This is a genomic window from Adlercreutzia muris (assembly GCF_008831045.1).
GTDB classification, from domain to species: Bacteria; Actinomycetota; Coriobacteriia; order Coriobacteriales; family Eggerthellaceae; genus Adlercreutzia; species Adlercreutzia muris.
This window is the reverse complement of record NZ_WAJS01000022.1, coordinates 27,417-48,555: the sequence shown is the minus strand read 5'-3', so window position 1 is coordinate 48,555 and position 21,139 is coordinate 27,417. Positions and strand designations below refer to the sequence as shown.

The following is a 21,139-nucleotide window of genomic DNA, read 5'->3' as shown; positions in this document are numbered from 1 at the left end:
ACCGCATCCCCATGCCGCAGTGTCGGTCCTGCAAGGGCCATTCTCATACTCAGCTGAACTGTTCAGCTGAGTGCGGAGGAATCCTCGCTCTGGAAGGGGCCGTTCGGCTAACCTCGCAAATTGACTCTGGCAATACCAGCAGAGGGCCTGGGCCGAGCGACTGAGAGAGCATGGCATCGTGCAGAGCATGTCGAGAAAGGGCAACTGCATCGACAACGGGGCTACCGAGCAGATCTTCGGTCATATCAAAGATGAGTTCTTCAAGGGTCGGAAATGGGCTACCTTCGAAGAGTTCAAGAAAGATCTGGACGCTTACATCGTTCATTGGAATACGAGGAGACGACAGGTTAAACTGAAAGGACTGACTCCGGAGGAATTCCGAAATCAGTCCTTAGCAGCTTAGTCCTTACTAATTCGTCCAAGTTTTGGGACGCAGTTCAGTTCGGCAGCTACGGGTCTTTTCCAAAGGGCGAAGACACCGAGGGAAAGGACCTGGCCGCACATGAGGGGAAGCCCGAGGGAAGCGTCGGGACGACAGGGGCGCCGCACAGCAGCGGACGGGTTCTACAAATCGATGATCACGGTCGAGCAGTCGGCCTGCTTGGCGGCCTTCTTCAGAACCCGCACCACCTCTGGGTGGCAGGTGAACAGAATGACCTGGCGGGTTCGGGCCAGTTCCACCAACGCCTGGGCGGCGCCGATGCGGCGGCGATCGTCGAAGTTCACGAGAATGTCGTCGGCGAGAATGGGGATAGCGCGGCCGACATTGTCGGCGCTCGTGAGCAGGGCGATGCGCAGAGCCAAGTACAGCTGCTGACATGTTCCAAGGGACAGATGGACAGGCTCGCGCGTGCATCGAGCCGCATCGGCCACCAACAGGGTTCCCCCAGAAGAGAGCTCCACCGCCGTCCAACGACCCTCGGTCATGAGAGACAGGAGACGGCTCGCCTTCGCGTACACCTCCGGCTGCTGCTTCGATTCCCAGGTGGCGATGGCCGCTTGGAGCATGCGCTTAGCGAGGAGCAGGCGGGCAAAGTCGGCCCGGGCCTCGTCAAGGCGCGTGGATACCTGCTGCACCTCGATCTTGTAGCGATCGAACGAGCCCTCAGCCTCGGCCTGGGAGAGGATGGTCGCCAACTCGCCGGCTCGCTGGTTCATGGACTCGAAGGCCTCTAGCAGCCCGGCCCGTTGACGCAAGCGGCGCTCGAGTTCGGCCTCTACCTCGGAGAGGTGGGCCTCGGGAGGAAGGCCCGCCCGAGCCGTGGCCGCCGCCCGTTCCCGGCGGATCTCGGCCAAGCGGACGCTGGCTTGAGCCGCCCGAGCTGCCGCCGCCTGCTGGCGCTGACGGCACAGCGCCGCATCGGCGCGGGCATCGCGCGCCTCGTCCAAGAGCACCCGAGCCTGGCGCAGAGAGCCATCGGCGGCCCCAAGTCCAAGCTCTTCCAGCTCCTCTGCGAGACGAATCTGAGCCTGCCGCTCCTCCGCCTGGCACGCCTCGAGCTTCTTCTTATCCTGCACCATGACCCAGTGGGCATCCTGGAAACGCTCCTTGAGCGCAGTGTCGTGCTTGCTGGGGCGGAAGAGCAAAGCGAAGCCGCCGAGGGCCAGCAATGCGGCAAATACCGTGAGCAGGAAGCCGATGGCCATATAGCTGAGGGCTCCGCGATCGCGGCCCTCGATGAACAGGGGCACGCCCAGCAGGAATAGCACGGCGGGGATGACCACGCAGAAAGCCACTTGAATGCGCCGATCTGTCCGTAAGCGCTGCTGCTCGTCGCGACCGTTCTCCGTCTCCAGCAGAGCCTCGTACACCGCTGCCGACGAGGTGTAATTCGCCCGAGCGACATCGGTGCCGTGGGCAAGACGGGCCTGCTGGGCCGCGAGGGCGTCGAGACGGTCGCGCAGGGCGCGGTCCTCGTTGGAGCTCAGACGAGCCAAGGACGCCCCCGCCCCGCACTCGCGTTCTCGCTGCTCAGAGGTTGCGGCGGCCTGAACCCCCTCAAGCCGTTCGATCTCCTGCTCCAGCTTGTCCCGTTCCCCGTCGAGAGCCTCCAGGGCCGCCCGGGCCGAGGAGAGCGATTCGATGAGCCGATTGCTCTCGTCAACCCGCTCGGCCATGGCCGCGCGTTCCGGCTCCAGCTCGTGCAGCTCGCGGTCTTGGGCGCGCCAGCGGTCGGCCTGGTCGGCGGCTTCATTCTGTCGCTCGCGCAGCTCGTTGCGCAGGGCGATCAACTGCGGAATGGACTGCGTGGCCCCAGCCGCGCGGGAGGTGAACGCCGCCAAGCGCTCGCTCACTTGGGCAAGAGCATGGGCTGGCGACGACGAGGTGCCCGAGCCGGCCGTGAGCAGCTTCGCCGTAGTGTCGGTCGTATTCCGCAAACTGCGCAACTCGTCGCTGTTCAAGGAGAACATTGTGCGGAAGGTGTCCCTGTCGATATCCTCCACCAGGGCTGCGTCCCCGTCGATACCATCGACATTGCGCGTGCGCGAGAGCGTGCGGCCGTCGGAGAAGATCAGGCTCCCGCTCCGCTCGGCACCGGCGGGCTTGTAGGTGTTCCGCCGGCCGCGGGCCTCCTCCCATCCGAACAGCACGCCGCCGACGAAGGCGGCCAGGGTGGTTTTGCCCGCTTCGTTGCCACCGTAGACGATGTTCAGATGCTCATCGAAAGGACCCACGGTCTTGTCATGGAAGCGACCAAAGCGCTCGATGCGCAGATAGCGCAGAAAGGGGGTCGTCCGCGCCATCACGCATCGCCTCCCTGCACGAGCAGGTCGAGCACCAGATCGGCGGCCTCGGCGGCGAGGCATCGAGCTTTCTTTTCGGAAAGCGCCGCTGTGAGCGGGATGTTCCGCGCGAGAAACTCCTCCTGGATGTAATCGATCTGGCCTGTCACATCAGCGGCCATGGCGTCGGCCGTGCGCAGGAATACCGCCGGGAACATGCCCTCGGCCCGCAGGGCTTCCTCGTTGAGGGGCGCTCGCGTGCGGTCGATGAGCGCATCGCAGAAGAATTCACTATAGGCATCGTTAACAGAGGACCGCACATCGTCGAGCACGCCGGGGCGGCCGAGCACCTCATGCAGACCCGAAGATCCGGTCAGCGTAATGCGAGACACCATCATCTCGCAGGAGACAGTGCCGTTCACGGCGAACAATTCCCGCATCACCTTGTCAACCAAGGCCGGAATGTTGGCGCAGTCGGACACGTCGACCTCAAGCTGCTCCCATACTACCGAGGCCGTGGGGATGAACGTCAGAGCTGGAGGACGCTGTTCAGCCAGCGTAACGACGTAGACGCCCCGCGGACCCGTTTCCCTCACATCGCGCCCTTGGATGCAGCCGGAGAACACGATGCGCGGATCGGAATCGTCGTTCGCGTAGCGACGATGGATGTGGCCGAGGGCCCAATAGTCCATGCCAGCGCGCAGTAAGGCCGCCGGGTCAGTGGGCGCTTTCACAGGATCGAGCGTCAGCCCCGTGTGCAGCACGCCCACGGCAAAAGGAGCTGCTGCGGCGCGGGGGCCGAGGGCCTTCTCGGCAGCGTCACGGGTGACGCCTGCGGCAATGTCCTCCTGGGGCGACCACACCTTGTTCGGATATCCCCGGCCGCCGATGATGGCAAGGGGTTCGCCTCCCCGCTCATAGAGAGCGAAGTCGGGCCGATCGGCGGCGAGCATCGTGGCCGATGCCGGCAATGCGAAGAAGTCCCTCTGCCACAGGCTCAGCGGATCGTGGTTTCCCGTGCATAGATAGGAGGGAATACCTGCGGCGTCGAGTTTCTTGAGGCCGTCGAAGAAGCGCAGGTAATCGCGGTAGGAGGCACGGGTGGAATCGAAGATGTCGCCGGCCACCACTACAAAGTCCACCTTGCGGGACAGCGCCGCTTCCACCACCCGATCCCAGGCGGCGGGAATGGCATCGGAAAGCCGCCGCGCCCACTCCTCCGACAGCTCCCTTAAACCGCGAAAGGGGGCACCGATATGCAAATCGGAGGCATGGATGAATGTCAGCGACGGATTCAATGGCGCTTCCTAGAAGGAGGAATCGAAACGGGAATCGTCCACGAAATCCATGAACTTGGTGAATTCCGGATTGAAGGCGAGGTCGATATCGCGCGTGGCACCATTGCGGTGCTTTGCCACGATGAGCTTTGCCGTGCCCAGATCGGGGCGGCTCTCGCTCTCGGCCTCGATTTCACTCATGGACCGATCGATGAACATGACGATGTCGGCATCCTGCTCGATGGAACCGGAGTCGCGCAGGTCGGAGAGCATGGGGCGCTTGTCCTTGCCGCGCTGCTCCACGGCGCGCGACAACTGGGACAAGGCAATGACCGGCATGTTCATTTCCTTCGCGAGAATCTTCAGTCCACGGGAGATCTCGCCAACCTGGTCGTTAGTGCTCTTGTTACGCGTGTTGGGGCCAGGCTCCATGAGCTGCAGGTAGTCTACGACGATAAGGCCCTTCTGACCCTCCTTTACGTTGCGCAGTTCCCGGCGGGCTTTGGCGCGGGCCTCCAAGATGGACAGGCCCGGTGTGTCGTCGATGTACATGTCCAATGCGGCGAGCCTCCCCGAATGCTCGGCCAGGGCGCCCCAGTCGCCGTCGGCGATCTGGCCGCTGCGCAGCTTCGAGAGCGACACGCGGGCCTCGGAGCACAAGATACGCTGCACCAGCTGTTCGGCACCCATCTCCAACGAGAAGAATGTGACGGCCACGCCGGCCTTTGCGGCATTGGTGGCCAGATTCAGAGCGAAGGACGTCTTGCCCACACCGGGACGAGCAGCCAAGATCACCAGGTCTCCCCCGCGGAACCCGTGGATCAGGTCGTCAACATCCTTGAAGCCCGTGGGAACGCCCACCACATGATTGCGCTGGTTCGCCAAAAGGGTGATCTGCTCATAGGCCTCGGCTACGAGCTCGTCCATCTTGCGGAACGTGGAGGAAACGCGCTTCTCGGTTACCTCAAGCAACATCTTCTCCGCTTCCTCAACGACTTCGTTCACATCATCGGGGGCGTCGTAGGCCAGGGCGTTGATCTGAGCGGAGGCGAACACCAAGTCGCGCAGAATGGCCTGGCGCTTCACGATCTCCACATGGCGCTCCCAGCTTGTGAGCGAGAACGTGTTGTCGGCAAGTTCCGCCAAATAGGCGCGCCCTCCCACGGCCTCCAACTGGCCCAGGGCCTTCAGGGTGTCGGCGAGGGAGATGGGGTCCACGGGAATGCGGCGACCGATCAAATTCTGGATACCCTCGAAGATGACCCGATGAGCGGGACGGAAGAAGTTCTCGGGCCGAATACGCATGACCACTTCTTCGGTCACCTCGTGATTGAGAATACAAGCAGCCAGCACCGACTGCTCGGCCTCAATATTCTGAGGAAGCTGCGCACGGGGTGCGATGACGCCTTGGCTCTGCGGGTCCTGGTCCTGGGGGGCAAACGACATAAAAAACTCTTTCTCTTAGGTCTCCTCTATTGTAGCGTGAATCTCCCCGCCCCTCTTGCGCTCTATTGTTTCACGGGAAACAAACAGGCCCCAACGATGGGTCTCAGGATAGAAAAAGGCCCTCGCGAACGAGGGCCTTTGCAGGGATCGATCAGAAAGGAGCTTACTCCTCGATCTCGGTCACCTCAGCCTCGACGGTGCCGTCCTCGGAAACCTGGCCGTCGATCTCAACGGTCTCGGGAGCCGGGGTCTCAGCAATCCCGAGAGCCTCATCAAAGGCCTCGACGGTCTCAGCGGACTCCTCATCCATGCCCTCGCCTCCGACGATCACGGTCACAATGCCCTTGATGTCGCGGTACAGGGAGACGGGAACCTCGTAGGTACCCACCATCTTGATCGGCTTGCCCAGCTCGACACGGCGCTTGTCGATCTCGACCTCGAGCTGCTCGGCGATGGCGTCGGCCACGGCCGGAGCCGTGACGGAGCCGAAGAGCACGCCCTCTTCGCCCACCTGGGCGATAACGCGCACGGTGGCGTCGTTGAGCTTCGCAGCCAGAGCGTTGGCATCGGCAATGCGGGTCTCCTCGCGCTTGGCGATGTTCTTCTTACGCTCCTCCAGCTGCTTCAGATTGCCCGGGGTAGCCTTCACAGCGTAGCCCTGAGTGAGCAGGAAGTTGTTGGCATAGCCACGGTTGACGTCGATGACGTCGCCCTCGCCGCCCTTGCCGTGGAGTTCCTTCAGAAGAATAACTTTCATGGTTCCTCCTTCGCCTAGCGGTTGCGGCGGTCGCCACGACCGCTCACCGCGGGAACGGCATAGGGCATGAGAGCCATGACGCGGGCGCGCTTGACGGCCTCCGCGATGTCGCGCTGGTGCTGAGTGCAGGCACCAGTGACGCGACGGGGCTTGATCTTGCCACGATCGGTAACATACTTGCGCAGCGTTTGAGTATCTTTGTAATCGATATACTCCACGTCGTCCTTGCAGAACTGGCAATACTTACGACGAGGCTGCTTAGCGTAATCGGCCATGTTAACCTCTTTCGTTTCGCTTAAAACGGAATGTCATCATCGTACACAGAAGAGGAGGCATCAATGACGGGGGCCGCGGGGGCAGGGACGCTATATGCAGGCGCCGGAGCAGCGTAGCTCTGGCCTCCGCCGTAGGAATCTCCGCCATAGGACGGGGCACCACCGTTGCTGTTGCGGCTCGACATGAACTCGAGCTCGTCAACGATGACCTCCAGCTTGCTGCGCTTCTGGCCATCACGCTCCCATTGGCTCCAGCGAAGCTTGCCCTCGATGGACACCTTGGTGCCCTTGGACAGATACTGGGCCAAGCTGTTGGCGCGGGCACCGAACATCGTGCAGTCCACGAAGTTCGGATAATCCTCCCATTCGCCCGTGGAGGGGTTCTTGCGGCGGTCGTTAACCGCCACGCCGAAGCTCAGCACGGCCATACCCGACTGGGTCTGGCGCAGCTCAGGATCGCGGGTCAGATTGCCGCTGATGATCACACGGTTGATGCTCATTTCTACCTCTTCTCACAGTGAGCAGCCCAGTCGGACTGCCCGGTTTCCAAACTAGTCGCGATCGGCGCGGGCCACGACCATGTGACGCATAACGGCATCGTTAATGCGCAGCACGCGATCGAGCTCGGCAATGCTCTGCGGATCAGCATGGAAATCGATGAGAGTGTAGTCGCCGTCGGACAGACCGTTGATCTCATAAGCGAGTTTGCGCTTGCCCCAGTTGTCGACGTTGTCCACAACACCGTTGCTCTCAGCGAGAGTGGTCTCGATGCGCTTCATCACGCCAGCGCGAGTCTCGTCATCGATCGTGGGGGGCACAATAAACAGCAGTTCATAAGCCTTCATCCAGCTCACCTCCTTTGGACTTTACGGCTCCGGGCTGGTGAAGGCACACGCCGGAGCAGGAATAGCCTGATTAGTCTATCAGAACACCCCGCCCCGGCCTCAAGCCGCTCGCGTCCATCACGGTAATCACACATTGCTTCGGTCGCAGTCATATCCTACCAGCCCAAAACCGCACTTATGTCGCAAGAAAGCCGCATCTCAGTCCCACCGCACACCGCCCCGCCGTCCCCGAAGACCGCCAGCAAACCGCTGCAACGACCCGACACGAACTGTCTGCATCGCCTCTTCACCAAGTAAAAGCCGCCGCCAGCAAAAGCTAGCGGCGGCCCAAGGAAATCTCTGGCGCCCCCGAGAGGACTCGAACCTCCGACGCACGGTTTAGGAAACCGACGCTCTATCCGCTGAGCTACGGGGGCGGATGCGGGCCATCATATCATGGCTGAGAGATATATCAGATTTGCTTCAGCAGTTCCATAACGAAATCGCTGTTGAGAGCCAGCTGATCGCCGTCGACATTCTCCAGTACGTCATCGGCCTCGCCGAAGAACGTCGGCTTCTTGCCCTCCATGCCCGCAAGGTGCATGGCCTGCTGGCCGTGCTTCATGGCATAGGCCGAAGCACTATCGCGCCATTCCATGGTACCATCGCCCACGGACAGCCCCACGGCCTGGCCGGCTTTGCGCACGAGGCGCTTCATACGACTCGACGCCTTCTTCGGCAGGTAGGTGCCCTCTCTGTCCATCAAGGTCAGCTCGCCGGCGCCAAGGGCCTCCAGCTCGATGATAATAGAGCCTTTGAGCTCGGCCTCGTGAGTCTCCATGAAGGCGCGCATGCCGCCATTACCGGCAAGCTCAGAGCCCAGGGCAACGAACCACACTTCCATATCGATGCGTTTGCTGTGAAACTGCTCGATGGCCGCTGCCTCGGGGGCATCGTCAAACACGAAGCCTGCGGGAAGCCCATCGGCGAAGCTGGAAACGGCCTCACGACGGGGCCGGGACTCCTCCTCATCGAACGGTTCTTCGCCGTCGGCGGTGCCTCGCGAGAAGGCTCCGCCCTCGAAGTGACGGCCGCGGCGGTGGAGAGGAGCGGCCGCGTTGGACTGGTTCTCTCCAAAGTCGGGAGAGAAGGCCGTGGTCTGCCGAGGATCGAAGTCCTCATCGTAGCCATCGAATTCATCTTCCTCGCGGAAGCTCTCCCAGCCGCCTCGCGCGGCACCCGCCTCGCGGGCATCGAAGGTGTCCTCGACGTCGAGCCATTCCTGAGGAGTGGAAGCCTCAACCTGAGCGTGGCGCCGGCGCTTGCCGAAGATGCGACCAAAGCGGCTCTTGGGCATCTCCACATAGCCGGGGCCAGCCATGGCGCCCGTCTCGGTGACCTGCTCCATGTAAGCCGAATCGTCCACGTCCTCGATATAGAGGTCATCCTCGCTGGCGGCCTCGAACATGTCGTCAGTCAGAGGGGCCGCCGCGCCCGTGGCGCCCATGGCCGAGAAAGATCCGGCCAAGTTGATGCTACCCGACAGTCCCGGGTCGGCCGCCGCCGGGACCTGGGAAAGAGACGGCAGGGCGTCGCGCAGGGCGGCCGAGTGAGGAGCAGCAGGGGGAGTCGCCGGAGAAGCGACAGAGGGCACGATCGCCGAAAGGTCGCGTACCCGGCCATCGTGGGCCGGACGCTCCTCCGCCAAAGGGGCGGCCTGGAGATGATCGTCCATGGAGATACGAGGGAGCTCCTGGGAAATGCCGATATTCGGCAGGGAGATGGCGCGGCGCTTGCGCGGAGACGAATCCGACGCTCCCTCGACCACCGGGGGAATCTCCCCCACCGAGGGAATGACGAGGCGGCGGGAACCTTCCGCAGCCTGATCAGCCGGAGTGGGAATGCCCGCCAGCGGCGAAGCACCGACGGGAGGCGCTGCGACGGTGGCGCCCGTCAACGGCCGCTGGCCCTCGCGGAGAACCACATCGGGATCATCGGCCGCCACTGCCGGAACCTGGGACAGATCCACTGCCGCGCTACGATCAAGGGGAGAAGGAATATCTGCCGGAGAGGGAGTCAGCACTTCCTCCGGCACTGCGGCGGCAACCGCAGGCGGGACGGGAGCCTCTTCGGTGGCGGGAATAGGCGTATCCGCCAAAACGGGCGCTACCGGGGCAACCTGAGGCTCCACCGACGGGGCGGCCACAGCAGCTGGGCTCTCTTCCAGCGGCGGCAGGTCAGCAATCACACCGGTCGGCTGGGCGCCGGCTGCCGCCGAAGCGGCCTGCACCGAAGCACGCATCCCGCGCATGCGGGCGCTCAACTCCTCTGTGGCGCTCTTCTGAGATTCCTCGCGGGCAGTTATCTCTTCTTCGGCGCGCTCCAAAGCGGCGGCATAGCGCGAGCGCTGCACTGGCTTCTCCACCTTCGGCTTCTTCGCCTGCTCTTGCCCCTTCTTGAACCAGTCGGGCACCGCGGGCTCGATAGCCGGCGCCGGAGCCTGAACGGGAACGATAACCGGAGAAGCGGTCGGGGGCTCTGCCTCCAAGGCCGGGGCCGGGTCGGGGCAGGCCGGTGCCGGAGCCTCCTCCTCAGGATCAGAGGCGGGAGAGGTCACAGCTTCGGTTTCGGCCACCGGCTTGCCGGAGAGCGCCGCGACCGCTGCCTTGGCAGCGGCGAGACGTTCGGCCGCCGATTCCATGGAAGAGTCCAGCTCGTCGGTGTTCGAGGGAACATCGTACACAAGCTCAGCGCCCTCGGGCACCAACCCCGCCGAGGCCGCTGCGGCAGCACCGTGGATCAGTGGTTCGTCCCCGTCGGGAATATCGCGGGAAGCAGCCACGCGAGCGGCCACATCCAGCAGCACCGCCACACCCGAGGCGTTGCAGTTCGCCCCGTCGTTGTAGGTGCTCAGCTTCTCCAGAGCGAAAGAGAGAGTCGGCAGCACCGCCACAGCCATAGCGACGGCCAGGGCAACGTTGAAGGCGATGAGGGCGCCATCGGCGGGGGTCACGATCATGCGAACGAGCAGCAGCACGGGCATGAGCACCATAGCAGCAAATTCAACCCAATACAGAAGGGGAAGCGCCGTAATGACGGCGCTGTTCAAATCGCGGCGGATCTTGCCACTGTCATAATGGGCGACGATGATGACCTTGCGCCGGCGACTCGCCTGCTTCGCCGACTTCAAGGGAACGTACTTCGCCACGACGTTCTGGCTCGCTCCCCGATTGAGCAGGCGTGAAAGTACAGGCTTGTCGAAAATCTCAGCAGCCAGGAGGAGCACACACAGAAACCCGATCACAATAGAGGCAACCGAGACTACGGAGAAGATAGTGGCCACCAGGGTCATGAGCACCGCGACTCCGCCCACAAGGGCCCGTGGAAGGGTGCTGTCGGGGTTGCACTGGAAGTCTTCCATGGTGGTGGGCAGGCCCGTTTCGGCAGAGAGCGTCTCGCTGATATAGAGAGCCGCACGCTGCTCTTCCTCGGTTCCCGCCGGACGCGGGCCGATTTCCTGAGACAAGTATGCGACGCATTCGTTTAGCTCGGCCATGTACGTTGCCTTTCCTCGTTCAAAGAGGTCTGTTGACACAATTATTACTAGTATACGCTATTGGACGCTCTGGCCCAAATAATCACGGAGAAACGTATCAGCATTACCCGCTTTGAGCCGTTCGGCCTCATAAACTGTCACCTGATCCTCAATCGATTCATAGAATCGATTGGCCACGCGTTGATCGGGATCGTCGCCCAGATCCTGGGCCAGCGCCGCGGCCTCGGCCTCAAGGGCGTTGTAGCGGTCGTTCTCCTCGGCCAGAGCCTCCTTATCGCGATCGAGATAGGCCTGGTCGGAGGCGAGGGCGGCCTGCTGCGCCTCAAGGCGCTTCTCCACATAGGCGATGAAAGAGTCCAGATCGAGGCCGGGATAAGCACCTTGAGCCTTGGTGAAGAGCTCTCGGGCGTCATTCAGCTGCGTTACGGCCTCGTCGCTCTCCTCCATCGAGGCGCGCACATTGGCCTCGGACATCTCGCGCAGCAGTGCCGTCGCCTCCCGAGCAGCAGCGTCAGCGTTGATGACGGCCCTCCATCCTCCCTGGCAATCGAGGAACGCCTCGGTGGCCATGAGAGATTGCTCGATGATAGCCACGCCAGCATCGAGCATGTTCAGGCGCGCCCGGGCCGCGGTCACAGCCTGATGGGCTGCCTCCTCGGCATTGTTATCGGCGAGGGTCGGGCGCATCGATTCAATGGCGGCCAACGACTCTTCCAACTGAGCCCGCGAAGGGGCAATATCGGTGACGACGCGGCGGTAGCCCTCCGACAGATCCTCGAAAGAAGGGGCATGCTGGCCGGCGGCTGACGGAGAAAGGCGCTTTCTGTCGTATTGGGCCATGACCAACTCGTCGAAGGGAATCAATGTCTCATCGCAACTGGTGATAACGCTGATGTTATCGTTCAGCGAGGAGCGAAAGCCCTGCTGCTGGGTGCGCATAGAGATGAGCGTTTGCCCGAGGGTGAGGGCCAGGGCCAAGAGCACACAAACGACCACGACCACGGGAACGATGCGAAAAGCCCGGCGATCCACCTCTGCCGCGGCAGCCGAGGCGAACGATGATGCCGAGGACCGCGCGGGGGCCGCACCTTCGGGAATGACGATGGACTGGCTTCGGGCCGGGGTGGCGCGGGGCTTCTTCCCCCGCCCGAGCGTAAACAGCGGAACCCTCCCCGCGCCGGCGCCCTCTCGTCGATCCCGTTCGGCGGCATCCCGGGCCTCGCGGGCCGCATCAAGCACGCTGAAGGAAATCTCGTTCGAGGAGCCGTGGGTGTGACTCTTGATATGAAGCGCGTGCTGGGCCTTCTTCTTCGCCATGGGTAAAGCTCCACTAGTGGGCACTGCGCTCAATTTCGGCCACGATTTCGGCGGCCGAGCAGAAACGGATGTTCTGACTGGGAAGCGAGCGAAGGAAGGTCTTGCCGTAACCCTTGGTCACGAGGCGCTTGTCCGCCAGGATGAGGATGCCGCTATCCGTGGCCTTGCGAATGAGGCGGCCTGCAGCCTGCTTGGTCTCTAAGACGGCGGCGGGCAGAACATAGCGGCGCCACGCGGCGTCATCGCGAGCGGCCCGTTCGCAGGAGAGGGGGTCAGTGGGCTTGGAAAACGGCAGCTTGGGGATGACGACCCCCTTAAGCGTCGCGCCCGGGGCATCAAAACCTTCCCAGAAGCTCTTGAGAGCGAACAGCGACAGATGCTCATCGGCAAGGAAATCGTCGCGCAGGCCCTTCACGGAAACGCCCCACTTCTGGCAGACCAGGCGCAGATCGTCCTCCTTCAGGGCCGGTTGCACTTCTTCGAAGCACCGCTCCATCTCGCGACGATTGGTGAACAGCGTGAGCATGGACCCCCGTTGAGCTTTATGAGCAGCGACAAGCAGGTTCTGAAGAGCACCAAGATAGGAGGCTTCGTTGGGCTCTGGCATGTCGTTAACGACATAGACAATCATGCGGTTGTCGAAATCATAGCTCGAGGGAAGCATGAGTTCGTCAGTGCGGGAGCAATCACTCGTGTTGAGGCCCATGGCGCTGGCGAAACTGGTAAAGCCCCCGTCTACGGTCAATGTGGCCGAAGCGTAGACCACCGCATGGGTGTTCGCGTAGAACGTCTCATCTAGGGTGCTGCCCACATTGAGCAGCAGGGCCTCCAGCTTGTCCTGGGGACGATCGTTTTTCCGCGTGAGACTGGCGGCATACACGTACTGGGGCGGACACTGGACGCAGATCACGTCCACAGCGGCGATAATCTCCTTCAATTCCATGGCGATGGAGGCGATCTCCCGCTGAATGACCGCAGCTCCCTCGATGTCATCCAGGTAACCCACCAGTTCCTGACAGGCCGTGACCATCTTCTCGGCCTCCGCGGCCATAGCCTTCCCCAACCGCGAAATGTTCTGGAAGACAGAGCCGGCACGGATCTCGTCGTTGAGCCAAAGATCCACTGTCTCATAGCCCTTCGAGCGGCGGTTCGCATCGTAGAACAGCAGTTCGGGCAGGGCGGCGCAGAAGGCCTCGGCTGCCGATCCGAAAGCCTGCCCCGCGCTGCGGGCTTTGGCGGTGAGAGCATAGAACAGCGTTGCGGAGGATTCGTTCCCCGGCATAATGACCGTGCGCTCCGCCCGCACGAACACGTTGCGGCGCGCCTCGTCGGTGGCTACGCGGCGGACAAGCGAAAGGATGTCCTCCTCGGCCAGGTCCATGGAGAAGGCGCGGCGGGCCTCGTTCTCGGCCCCATGGGCCTCGTCCACCACCCAGTAGCGAATGGGCGGCAACAATCCTCCGTCGGCGGCGAGATCGCAGAACAGGAGGCTGTGGTTGGTCACGACGATGTTCGATGCCTCAGCCCGGCGCCTGGCACCGTGGACGAAGCAGCTCGTTCCGAAGAACGGGCACTTGCGGCGAAGGCAATCGTGGCTCGTCGTGGTGATGGACCATCGCGGCAGGAGGCGATAATCGATCTTGAGGTTGTCGATATCGTCGTAGGTCGTCTGGCTGATGAACGAGAGCAGGCCGGCAAGGGCCGGAGCTTGATGCTGCTCTCCCTTCCCCACCGTGCGCATGCGCGGGCCGTCCACAACAATGCGCTCCACCTTGCGCAGGCAGGGGTAATGGGAGAAACCCTTGAGCGATGCATAGGTGAGGCCGCCGCCGAGGGCCTCGGCCAAGGCCGGCAACTCGTGGTAGACGAGCTGGTCGAGCAGGGCGTTGGTCTTCGTAGCCACGCCGATGTTGATATCGTTATCCCGCGCCATGATAGCGGCGGGCAGCAGGTAGGCCATGGATTTTCCCACGCCCGTACCCGCTTCTACCATAAGGTTAGTAGAACGGGCAAACGAGCTGCGCACCGCCTCGGCCATGGACACCTGCTCATTGCGCTGCTCGTAGTCGTCGTACAGCGAGCCGATAAGCCCCGTCTCGGTGAACGCCTGCGCTACGGCTTCGGCCGTGGGGAACACCAGGGAACGGGCGGGATCGGCAACAATATCCGCCGCATCTACGAGGGGTCGGTGGTCGATGGCTCCGACTCGATCGCGCCGCAGGCTCCTCAGGGAAAACGGCAGGGGCTTTTCTCCTCCTGAAGCGCATTGCTCGGCGAAGTACTGGAACACCACAACTGTGGGCCACTGTTCCGGCGTGGCCATGGAGGCAATCTCGCGCAGCAACATGGGAGGCATGGCCTCCACACCGGCCAGGAGGATGCGCAGCAGCGCGCACGTGGCGGCCACATCCTCATCGGCTCGGTGGGTAGAGCGCGGGGCGCCGAACGCCTTCACCAAGTCGATGAGACGATGGGATTTCATACGGGGCAGAGCAATGCGCGATAGGTCAAGGGAGTCGACCCAAGTATTCTCAAGCAGCGGGTAACCAGCAGGATGTTTCGTCGTGAAGTTGCGATCAAACTCCGCATTGTGGGCTACCACCACGGCGTCTCCCACAAACTCCACGAGCGATGCCAGGGCTTCGGCGGGGGTGGGGGCCTCGGCCACATCCTCATCGTGAATATCGGTCAAATGGGCGACTTCATCGGGAATGGGCTTGCCAGGGTTCACGAAGGTGATGAACCACTCGACGATCTGGCCGCCTTCCATGCGGGCGGCGGCAATTTGGGTGAGCTCGTCATGGTTAAGAGAGAAACCAGTGGTCTCGGTATCGAGCACTACCACATTACCGTCGAAGGGGCCAAAATGGCCAGTACGGGCCCGCTCCGGCAGGCTCTCGTAGAGGGCGACCACCTCAGGGGGCGTTCCATCGGTAATGAAGTTCTTCAGCTGGCCCTCAAGAGGAGTAGTGTCTCGTGTCATAGCGTTGCCCTACCTTCGCGGCGCACCCCTGATGCCGAAAAAAAGGAACCTCGTCCAAGCGAGCGTTCCACAGATGATCGGCCTCGGTTATGGTGTGTACTCAATAGCTTTCGGTATTGTAGCAGCCAGCGCAGGGAGAACGTCATGGAACGGTATTTTGGTACATATCAAACATTTCAAACGGCGTCCCGCAAGGACGCCGCGGCCCTGCTCGGCTCGGACAATCTCGTCGGGGATCAGTACGCTATCGAGTGCACCATCGAAAGCGGGGTCCAGAAAGCCTGGCTCGTCAATCGCTTCGGATCTCGCATCGGGTACTTCGGCCCCGACTTCTCGCGCCAGCTGAGCCTTCTGCGCGCCCAGGATCTCACCTTGGTCGGCATCCTCTCCTTCGTGGCCTTCTCCGAGCAGCCAGAGCCCGGTGAGTACTGGGGGGAGGCGGCGGTCATCGCCTACGATGCCCGCGATCAGAAGGCCTTCACCTGCTTTGTGGAAGGTGTCGGAATCCTTATAGGCAAGGGGATTCGCCCCGCACTGGCCTTCGATGGGGCCGCCGTTGAGCGAATTGTCGAAACCCAGGGCGCATGGCTCCCCACGGATCGCGTTCCCTTGCCAGAAAAAAAGAAGGGTATGGCCATTCTCAAGCGGCAAAGATCGATAACCGATAGCCTCGTCGAAAAGGGCCGCCAGGGAAACAAGGGCTGCTACCTTCTCAGTTGGGCGTTCCTCCTTGCCCTGGTGGGCTCCCTCATCTTCGGGTTGAAGGCCTGCGGGCTCTTCTAGCGGGTCGCCGCCTCAAGGGCACTGACGATCAGGCGTGTGCACAGCTCGGGAAACTCGATGCCGGCGGCGCGGGCCGCATCAGGGAGCAGCGAGGTGCTCGTCATGCCGGGGATGGTATTCGTCTCCAAAATCCATGGCGTTCCCTCCTCATCGAGGATGAAGTCGGAGCGAGAGACGCCAGTGCACTCAAGGGCGCGATGGGCGGCCACGGCCATGGCCTGAACACGCTGGGTCAGGGCCTCGTCGAGAGGCGCGGGGCAAATGTGCTGAGAGCCGCCCGGGGCGTACTTGGAATCAAAATCGTAGAACTCGCCCCGGGGCACAATCTCAATGATCGGCAGCGCATAGGGCTCATCGTTGCCGAGAACCGCCACGGTCAGCTCGGTGCCCTTGATGAAGCGCTCCACAACCACCAGGCTATCAATCTTGAACACCTCTTCGATGGCCTCTCGGATAGACTCCTCCCCCTCAACGATATAAATACCGAGGGCACTTCCCTCAGTTGCGGGCTTGACAACACAGGTGCCGTCCATAACTTGGGCGATTGTCTCAACATCATAGGAGCACCCCCGCTCAAGAGAGAAGAATGGGGCCGTCGCAATACCCTCACGGGCATAGAAGACCTTCGATTTCGCCTTGTTCATAGCCGTAGCGCTCGACCACACGCCTGGGCCTGTATAGGGAAGGCCGATCACCTCCAGAAACCCTTGAAGCTGGCCGTCCTCCCCTCCTTTACCATGGAGGCAGAGAAAGGCCACATCGAAGTTGCCGTCAATGAGCGCCTTCAAATCATCTTTGGAGGCAGGGTCCAATTCCGTCACCGCAAACCCTGCCTGGCGCAGCGCTTCGCCAGCCCCTTTGCCGGACGCGAGGGAGATCTCGCGCTCGCCACTCGTTCCTCCTGCAAGCAGAGCGACGCGACAAGTAGCCGGATCCAAAGTAACAGCCATGATCGGACACCTTTCAAGACGATGAATATCTGAGGGGAAGTATATCAGAGCAGGTGCATTGTCTATAATGGCCCCTATGAATAACGAACTTATGACACTCACCCTTCCCGAGCTCACCGGTCTCATTGAAGCCTGGGGGTTCCCCCGATTCCGAGCCAAACAGGTACACGAATGGATTCATCGGCACCATTGCACTTCTTTTGACGCCATGAGCAATGTGCCGGCCCCCCTTCGCCAGCGGCTGGCACAGGAATATCCCTTTGAGGAATTCTCCCCTGTCGACCGACAGGTCTCCATTGATGGAACGCGCAAATACGTGTTCAAACTTAACGACGGATGTCTTGTCGAAACTGTCGGCATGCCAACCCATCGCCAAGACGGAATCATCGAGCGGTTATCGGTTTGCGTCTCCTCTCAGGTGGGCTGTCCCATGGCCTGCGCATTCTGTGCAACAGGGCGCGAGGGGCTCACCCGCAACCTGCAAGCAGGGGAGATTGTCCAGCAAATTGCTACCGTTCAAAAGGACTTCGAAGCCCGCGTGAGCAACGTTGTTGTCATGGGCCAGGGAGAACCATTTCTGAACTACGATGAAGTGCTTTCAGCACTGCGTATGGTTAACAGCGCTGACGACCTTCATATCGGCGCGCGCCATATCACGATTTCCACCTGCGGCATCATCTCCGGCATCGAGCGCCTCAGCGACGAGCCTGAGCAATTCACTCTAGCTATTTCGCTTCACTCGGCAGTACAGTCAACCCGCGACGAACTCATGCCGAAAGTCTCCCAACAACCCCTGCCGCTGCTCAAAACGGCCCTTAAGAACTATACCCAGAAAACCGGGCGGCGCGTCTCCCTCGAATACCTCCTCATTAAGAACGTCAATGACTCCGAAGAGCAGCTGCTTGCACTTCTCGATCTATGTCGCGGACTCCTCTGCCATATCAATCTTCTGCCCATGAATCCCGTGGAGGGGGCTCCCTTCCAGCCAGCAGCTGAGAAAACCGTTCGACACTGGATGAGAACGCTCGAAGCCGAGGGCGTTGAAATAAGCATGAGAAAGTCTCGTGGAAGTGATATCGACGGTGCCTGTGGGCAGCTGAAGAACCGTATTGTTTCACGTGAAACATGATCACTCACAACTCGATATGTTATGTAAAGCAGTTTTCGCGAGCTTCCCATAGGGGCTCCAGGAAGCAAAATTCTTCCAATATCGAGGAGACCCACTCAGATCGACCTTAAGGCGCCTCAATCGGAAGTGGGCGCGCTCGATACAGAGCAGGGGATTTCGAAAATAAAAAGAAAGGGTGTTTCACGTGAAACACCCTTTCTTTCTTTTCTCAGTCCCGATAGAGAGGTTACTCCTCAATGGCTGAAGACTCTTCCTTCATGCCAAGAATCTCATCGAAGAGGCGCTGCAGATCTTCCTCATCCTTGAACTCGATCTCAATCTTGTTCTTGCCCTTGGAAGATTTGACGCGAACATTGGTCTTGAGGGTCTCACGCAGTGTCTTGGCAACTGATTTGAACACGGGTGGAGTTGCGGGACGAGTCGAAGTAGGAGAGGAGTCTTTCTTTCCTGAAAGCAAGCGGGCAAGGCTCTCGGCCTCACGCACGGTCATATTCCCCTCAACGATCTTCTCGGTAAGTTTCGCGCGTCCTTCGGGTGTGGATACCGAGAGAATAGCCCGGGCATGGCCGGCTGTGATCTTCTCCTCGTAGAGCAACTGCTGAGCCTCTTCGGGGAGATCGAGCAAGCGAAGAGCGTTAGCCACAGTGGATCGCCCTTTTGAAACCGCCTGGGCAACCTCGGCTTGAGTCATCGAACGACGCTCCATGAGGCGGCGGTATCCATAGGCCTCCTCAATGGGATTCAAGTCGCTTCGCTGGATATTCTCAATCAGAGCCAGCTCCAGTGCGAGGTTATCATCAGCCTCTTTGATGCGGATCGGCACTTTTTTGAGGCCCGCGGCCTTGGAGGCCTGCCAGCGTCGCTCACCAGCAATAATCTGATAGGTACCATCGCCCATCTGCCGAACAAGAATCGGTTGAAGTAAGCCGTCCTTTTCGATGGAAGCAGCCAGCTCCTCGATCTCTTCTTTCTTGAACTGTGTTCGGGGCTGGTCGGGATTAGGGAAGATACTATCAAGACTCACTTCATCGGTCGTCCTCGTCTCCGCTGTTTCTCGGACAAGAGCGGGCACGAAAGCGCTCACCTCCCGAGGAATCGGCTCGGAGAGAACAGTATCGGCTCCTTCTTCGCTCACAACAACACGAGAAGCCGGTCGAGAAGACGCCGGCACCTCCTCGATATCCTCAACCTGAACGGTCAGTCGCTGGCCTTCGGGAGCTGGAGCAGCAGGGGCAGGAGCCTCATAGGAACCAGGGAGGAGAGAACTGAGACCTCGGCCCAATCCACCACGTCGTTCTGGCTTAGCCACGGGCAATCACTTCCTTCGCAAGTTCAATATAGGACAGGGAGCCACGACCACGAGGATCGTACTGGGTAATAGGCTGCCCGAAACTGGGGGCTTCGGAAAGTTTTACCGTACGGGGAATAGGGGTGGAGAACACGAGACGCCCGAAGTACTCTCGAACTTCATCGGCAACCTGCTTCGAGAGGATCGTACGGCTGTCATACATCGTCAAGAGAATGCCGTAAATATCAAGAGACGGATTCAAACGGCTTTTGACACGTTTCATTGATTCAAGAAGTTTTGTCACGCCCTCAAGGGCATAGAACTCGCACTGGATGGGAATAAGCAGCTTGTCGGCGGCCACCATCGCATTCACTGTGAGCAAACCCAAGGCCGGAGGGCAGTCGATAATAACGAAGTCGTACTTTCCCCGCATAGAGCCGATGGCGTCCTTCAGACGGTTCTCGCGGGCCATCTCAGAAACCAACTCCACTTCAGCGCCAGCAAGATTGATCGTTGCCGGCGCCACATCGAGACCTTCAGCCACATCAGGAATGATGACATCCTCCAATGGGGCGTCATTCAGGAGCACGTCATAAATGCACTGCTGGATAAGACCCTTCTCAATACCGAGACCGCTGGAGCAATTCCCTTGCGGATCGAGGTCAATGAGAAGAACCTGCTTACCCATCTCGCCCAGAGCGGCAGCAAGATTAATGGCCGTCGTTGACTTGCCGACGCCTCCCTTTTGATTGATGATGCCGATCACGCGCGTATGCCCAATCACATGTTTGACGGGAGCCTTATCCTTGTAGCTCTTAAGCGGCTGAACAGGTTCAGAATGATATGTCGCGGGAGCCACTTCCCGCATCGACACCTCAAGTTCATCGGGATCAGGTTCGCGATAAGTAGCATCCGCCTGGGCTTCACGTTGTTCCTGAGACTGAGGGGCGCGAGCCCCGGCGATAGTCTGATTCTGTTTACTGTCCCGTTTAAGACCATCAAAAAATCCCACAGGAACCTCCTTCCTTAGCTGCAGCACAGTATAGCATCGGCCCCACATCACAGGACCGCTGATTCACAGGAGCGGCGAGTTAATCGTGATGTTTCACGTGAAACATCACGAACGTGGTTTCAAGGGGTTCTTCTGAGCCATTCCAACACGGCGAGGAAGCTTGACCTTACCACAGCCGACTTTCTCAAATACGAGAATAGAGCGTTCCGTCTCCCCATCACTGAGTACGAGTTCCCGTCGAGAGACAAGCCTCATGCCGACCAAATTCTCCACCGCACGAGCCTCTTCCAACTCCTCGTCGTCTACATGGGCCTTATAGCATATCAGTTGCCCTCCCTTGCTCAGCAAAGGCGAGGCGAGCTCTAGAAGAGATACGAGGCGCGAGAGTGCGCGGGCCGTGAGAACCGAGAAAGAACCAGGACGATCCAGGGCCAACTCCTCAATACGGCCGTCATAGGTACTTATCTGATCGCTCAAGCCAAGCTCATCGAGGACACCAGATACGAGGGCCATCTTTTTTTTGACTGAGTCGATCAACACCGTCATACGGCCCGTGGCAAGGGCCAAGGGAACACCAGGGAACCCTCCACCTGAGCCAAGATCGCCATAGAGTCCTTCAGGAGCGGCCTCTATCTCAGGAAGTCCAGCGAGAGAGTCTTCAATATGGAGAATCTCCGCCTCTGTCTGAGAGGCGATACGCGTGAGATTCGTTGTCTTATTGACCTCGAGAATGGCATCAAGGTATTGATGGGTCAAATCACGACACTCTGACGAAGTCATAGAATCCCAGGCCTCCAAGGTTAGAAACGGTAATGAGA

At 60.6% G+C, this 21,139-nt stretch carries 16 protein-coding genes, 1 tRNA gene and 1 pseudogene; 3 read left to right on the top strand and 15 right to left on the bottom strand.

Going from position 1 to position 21,139, the window contains the following annotated elements; genetic code table 11:
- Positions 1-127: 127 nt before the first annotated feature.
- Positions 128-403 (top strand): annotated as a pseudogene (locus F8D48_RS07895) (transposase); the annotation flags it as partial.
- Positions 404-564: 161 nt separating this feature from the next.
- Here F8D48_RS07895 and F8D48_RS07890 read toward each other — a convergent pair.
- The 11 genes from F8D48_RS07890 to F8D48_RS07840 all read right to left on the bottom strand — a co-directional run bounded on the left by F8D48_RS07890 (position 565) and on the right by F8D48_RS07840 (position 15,159).
- Positions 565-2,745: an ATP-binding protein gene (locus tag F8D48_RS07890; RefSeq protein ID WP_151431013.1), complete on the bottom strand. Its 2,181-nt coding sequence runs from the start codon at positions 2,743-2,745 to the stop codon at positions 565-567.
- On the bottom strand, positions 2,745-4,022 hold the full coding sequence (locus tag F8D48_RS07885; RefSeq protein ID WP_151431007.1) for a metallophosphoesterase family protein: 1,278 nt from the start codon (positions 4,020-4,022) through the stop codon (positions 2,745-2,747). The genes F8D48_RS07890 and F8D48_RS07885 overlap by 1 nt, the downstream gene beginning before the upstream one ends.
- A gap of 9 nt (positions 4,023-4,031) precedes the next feature.
- Positions 4,032-5,447 (bottom strand): replicative DNA helicase, encoded by a 1,416-nt coding sequence (gene dnaB / locus F8D48_RS07880; protein ID WP_151431005.1) that lies wholly within the window; start codon positions 5,445-5,447, stop codon positions 4,032-4,034.
- 163 nt (positions 5,448-5,610) lie between these two features.
- Entirely contained in the window at positions 5,611-6,204 is a 594-nt protein-coding gene (gene rplI / locus F8D48_RS07875; protein WP_151431003.1) for a 50S ribosomal protein L9, read from the bottom strand.
- Positions 6,205-6,218: 14 nt separating this feature from the next.
- Positions 6,219-6,479 (bottom strand): 30S ribosomal protein S18, encoded by a 261-nt coding sequence (rpsR, locus tag F8D48_RS07870; protein WP_135970729.1) that lies wholly within the window; start codon positions 6,477-6,479, stop codon positions 6,219-6,221.
- Between the two features lie 20 nt (positions 6,480-6,499).
- Positions 6,500-6,979 carry a single-stranded DNA-binding protein gene (locus F8D48_RS07865; RefSeq protein ID WP_151431001.1) on the bottom strand — a complete coding sequence of 160 codons (480 nt, stop codon included), beginning with the start codon at positions 6,977-6,979 and terminating at the stop codon, positions 6,500-6,502.
- A gap of 51 nt (positions 6,980-7,030) precedes the next feature.
- The gene (gene rpsF, locus F8D48_RS07860) at positions 7,031-7,324 is read right to left on the bottom strand and encodes a 30S ribosomal protein S6 (protein ID WP_135970749.1); all 294 of its coding nucleotides are present in this window, start codon (positions 7,322-7,324) and stop codon (positions 7,031-7,033) included.
- A gap of 340 nt (positions 7,325-7,664) precedes the next feature.
- A tRNA-Arg gene (locus tag F8D48_RS07855) sits at positions 7,665-7,740 on the bottom strand.
- Between the two features lie 35 nt (positions 7,741-7,775).
- Entirely contained in the window at positions 7,776-10,859 is a 3,084-nt protein-coding gene (locus F8D48_RS07850) for an aminopeptidase (RefSeq protein ID WP_151430999.1), read from the bottom strand.
- Positions 10,860-10,916: 57 nt separating this feature from the next.
- Positions 10,917-12,176: a hypothetical protein gene (locus F8D48_RS07845; protein WP_151430997.1), complete on the bottom strand. Its 1,260-nt coding sequence runs from the start codon at positions 12,174-12,176 to the stop codon at positions 10,917-10,919.
- 13 nt (positions 12,177-12,189) lie between these two features.
- On the bottom strand, positions 12,190-15,159 hold the full coding sequence (locus F8D48_RS07840) for a helicase C-terminal domain-containing protein (RefSeq protein ID WP_151430995.1): 2,970 nt from the start codon (positions 15,157-15,159) through the stop codon (positions 12,190-12,192).
- Between the two features lie 144 nt (positions 15,160-15,303).
- Between F8D48_RS07840 and F8D48_RS07835 the strand changes: the two genes are divergently transcribed.
- Complete coding sequence (locus F8D48_RS07835) at positions 15,304-15,942, top strand: hypothetical protein (protein WP_151430993.1); 639 nt, start codon at positions 15,304-15,306, stop codon at positions 15,940-15,942.
- Here F8D48_RS07835 and F8D48_RS07830 read toward each other — a convergent pair.
- A complete protein-coding gene (locus F8D48_RS07830) occupies positions 15,939-16,892 on the bottom strand; it encodes a D-alanine--D-alanine ligase family protein (protein ID WP_151430991.1) in 954 nt (317 codons plus the stop codon). The genes F8D48_RS07835 and F8D48_RS07830 overlap by 4 nt on opposite strands.
- 76 nt (positions 16,893-16,968) lie before the next feature.
- On the opposite strand from F8D48_RS07830, the gene rlmN reads away from it, so the two are divergent.
- On the top strand, positions 16,969-18,021 hold the full coding sequence (rlmN, locus tag F8D48_RS07825; protein ID WP_201757671.1) for a dual-specificity RNA methyltransferase RlmN: 1,053 nt from the start codon (positions 16,969-16,971) through the stop codon (positions 18,019-18,021).
- 226 nt (positions 18,022-18,247) lie between these two features.
- Here rlmN and F8D48_RS07820 read toward each other — a convergent pair whose 3' ends face one another.
- The 3 genes from F8D48_RS07820 to rsmG all read right to left on the bottom strand — a co-directional run bounded on the left by F8D48_RS07820 (position 18,248) and on the right by rsmG (position 21,077).
- Complete coding sequence (locus F8D48_RS07820; RefSeq protein ID WP_151430986.1) at positions 18,248-19,330, bottom strand: ParB/RepB/Spo0J family partition protein; 1,083 nt, start codon at positions 19,328-19,330, stop codon at positions 18,248-18,250.
- Positions 19,323-20,177 carry a ParA family protein gene (locus F8D48_RS07815; protein WP_240806278.1) on the bottom strand — a complete coding sequence of 285 codons (855 nt, stop codon included), beginning with the start codon at positions 20,175-20,177 and terminating at the stop codon, positions 19,323-19,325. The genes F8D48_RS07820 and F8D48_RS07815 overlap by 8 nt, the downstream gene beginning before the upstream one ends.
- A gap of 249 nt (positions 20,178-20,426) precedes the next feature.
- A complete protein-coding gene (gene rsmG, locus F8D48_RS07810) occupies positions 20,427-21,077 on the bottom strand; it encodes a 16S rRNA (guanine(527)-N(7))-methyltransferase RsmG (protein WP_240806276.1) in 651 nt (216 codons plus the stop codon).
- Positions 21,078-21,139 lie beyond the last annotated feature (62 nt).

Excerpts from the sequence above, each read along its gene's own strand:
- F8D48_RS07845 (WP_151430997.1), bottom strand. The coding sequence starts at position 12,176 with ATGGCGAAGAAGAAGGCCCAGCACGCGCTTCATATCAAGAGTCACACC.
- F8D48_RS07865 (WP_151431001.1), bottom strand. The coding sequence starts at position 6,979 with ATGAGCATCAACCGTGTGATCATCAGCGGCAATCTGACCCGCGATCCT.
- F8D48_RS07840 (WP_151430995.1), bottom strand. The coding sequence starts at position 15,159 with ATGACACGAGACACTACTCCTCTTGAGGGCCAGCTGAAGAACTTCATT.
- F8D48_RS07830 (WP_151430991.1), bottom strand. The coding sequence starts at position 16,892 with ATGGCTGTTACTTTGGATCCGGCTACTTGTCGCGTCGCTCTGCTTGCA.
- rpsF (WP_135970749.1), bottom strand. The coding sequence starts at position 7,324 with ATGAAGGCTTATGAACTGCTGTTTATTGTGCCCCCCACGATCGATGAC.
- F8D48_RS07815 (WP_240806278.1), bottom strand. The coding sequence starts at position 20,177 with ATGCGGGAAGTGGCTCCCGCGACATATCATTCTGAACCTGTTCAGCCG.
- dnaB (WP_151431005.1), bottom strand. The coding sequence starts at position 5,447 with ATGTCGTTTGCCCCCCAGGACCAGGACCCGCAGAGCCAAGGCGTCATC.
- rplI (WP_151431003.1), bottom strand. The coding sequence starts at position 6,204 with ATGAAAGTTATTCTTCTGAAGGAACTCCACGGCAAGGGCGGCGAGGGC.
- rpsR (WP_135970729.1), bottom strand. The coding sequence starts at position 6,479 with ATGGCCGATTACGCTAAGCAGCCTCGTCGTAAGTATTGCCAGTTCTGC.
- F8D48_RS07850 (WP_151430999.1), bottom strand. The coding sequence starts at position 10,859 with ATGGCCGAGCTAAACGAATGCGTCGCATACTTGTCTCAGGAAATCGGC.
- F8D48_RS07835 (WP_151430993.1), top strand. The coding sequence starts at position 15,304 with ATGGAACGGTATTTTGGTACATATCAAACATTTCAAACGGCGTCCCGC.
- F8D48_RS07890 (WP_151431013.1), bottom strand. The coding sequence starts at position 2,745 with ATGGCGCGGACGACCCCCTTTCTGCGCTATCTGCGCATCGAGCGCTTT.
- rlmN (WP_201757671.1), top strand. The coding sequence starts at position 16,969 with ATGAATAACGAACTTATGACACTCACCCTTCCCGAGCTCACCGGTCTC.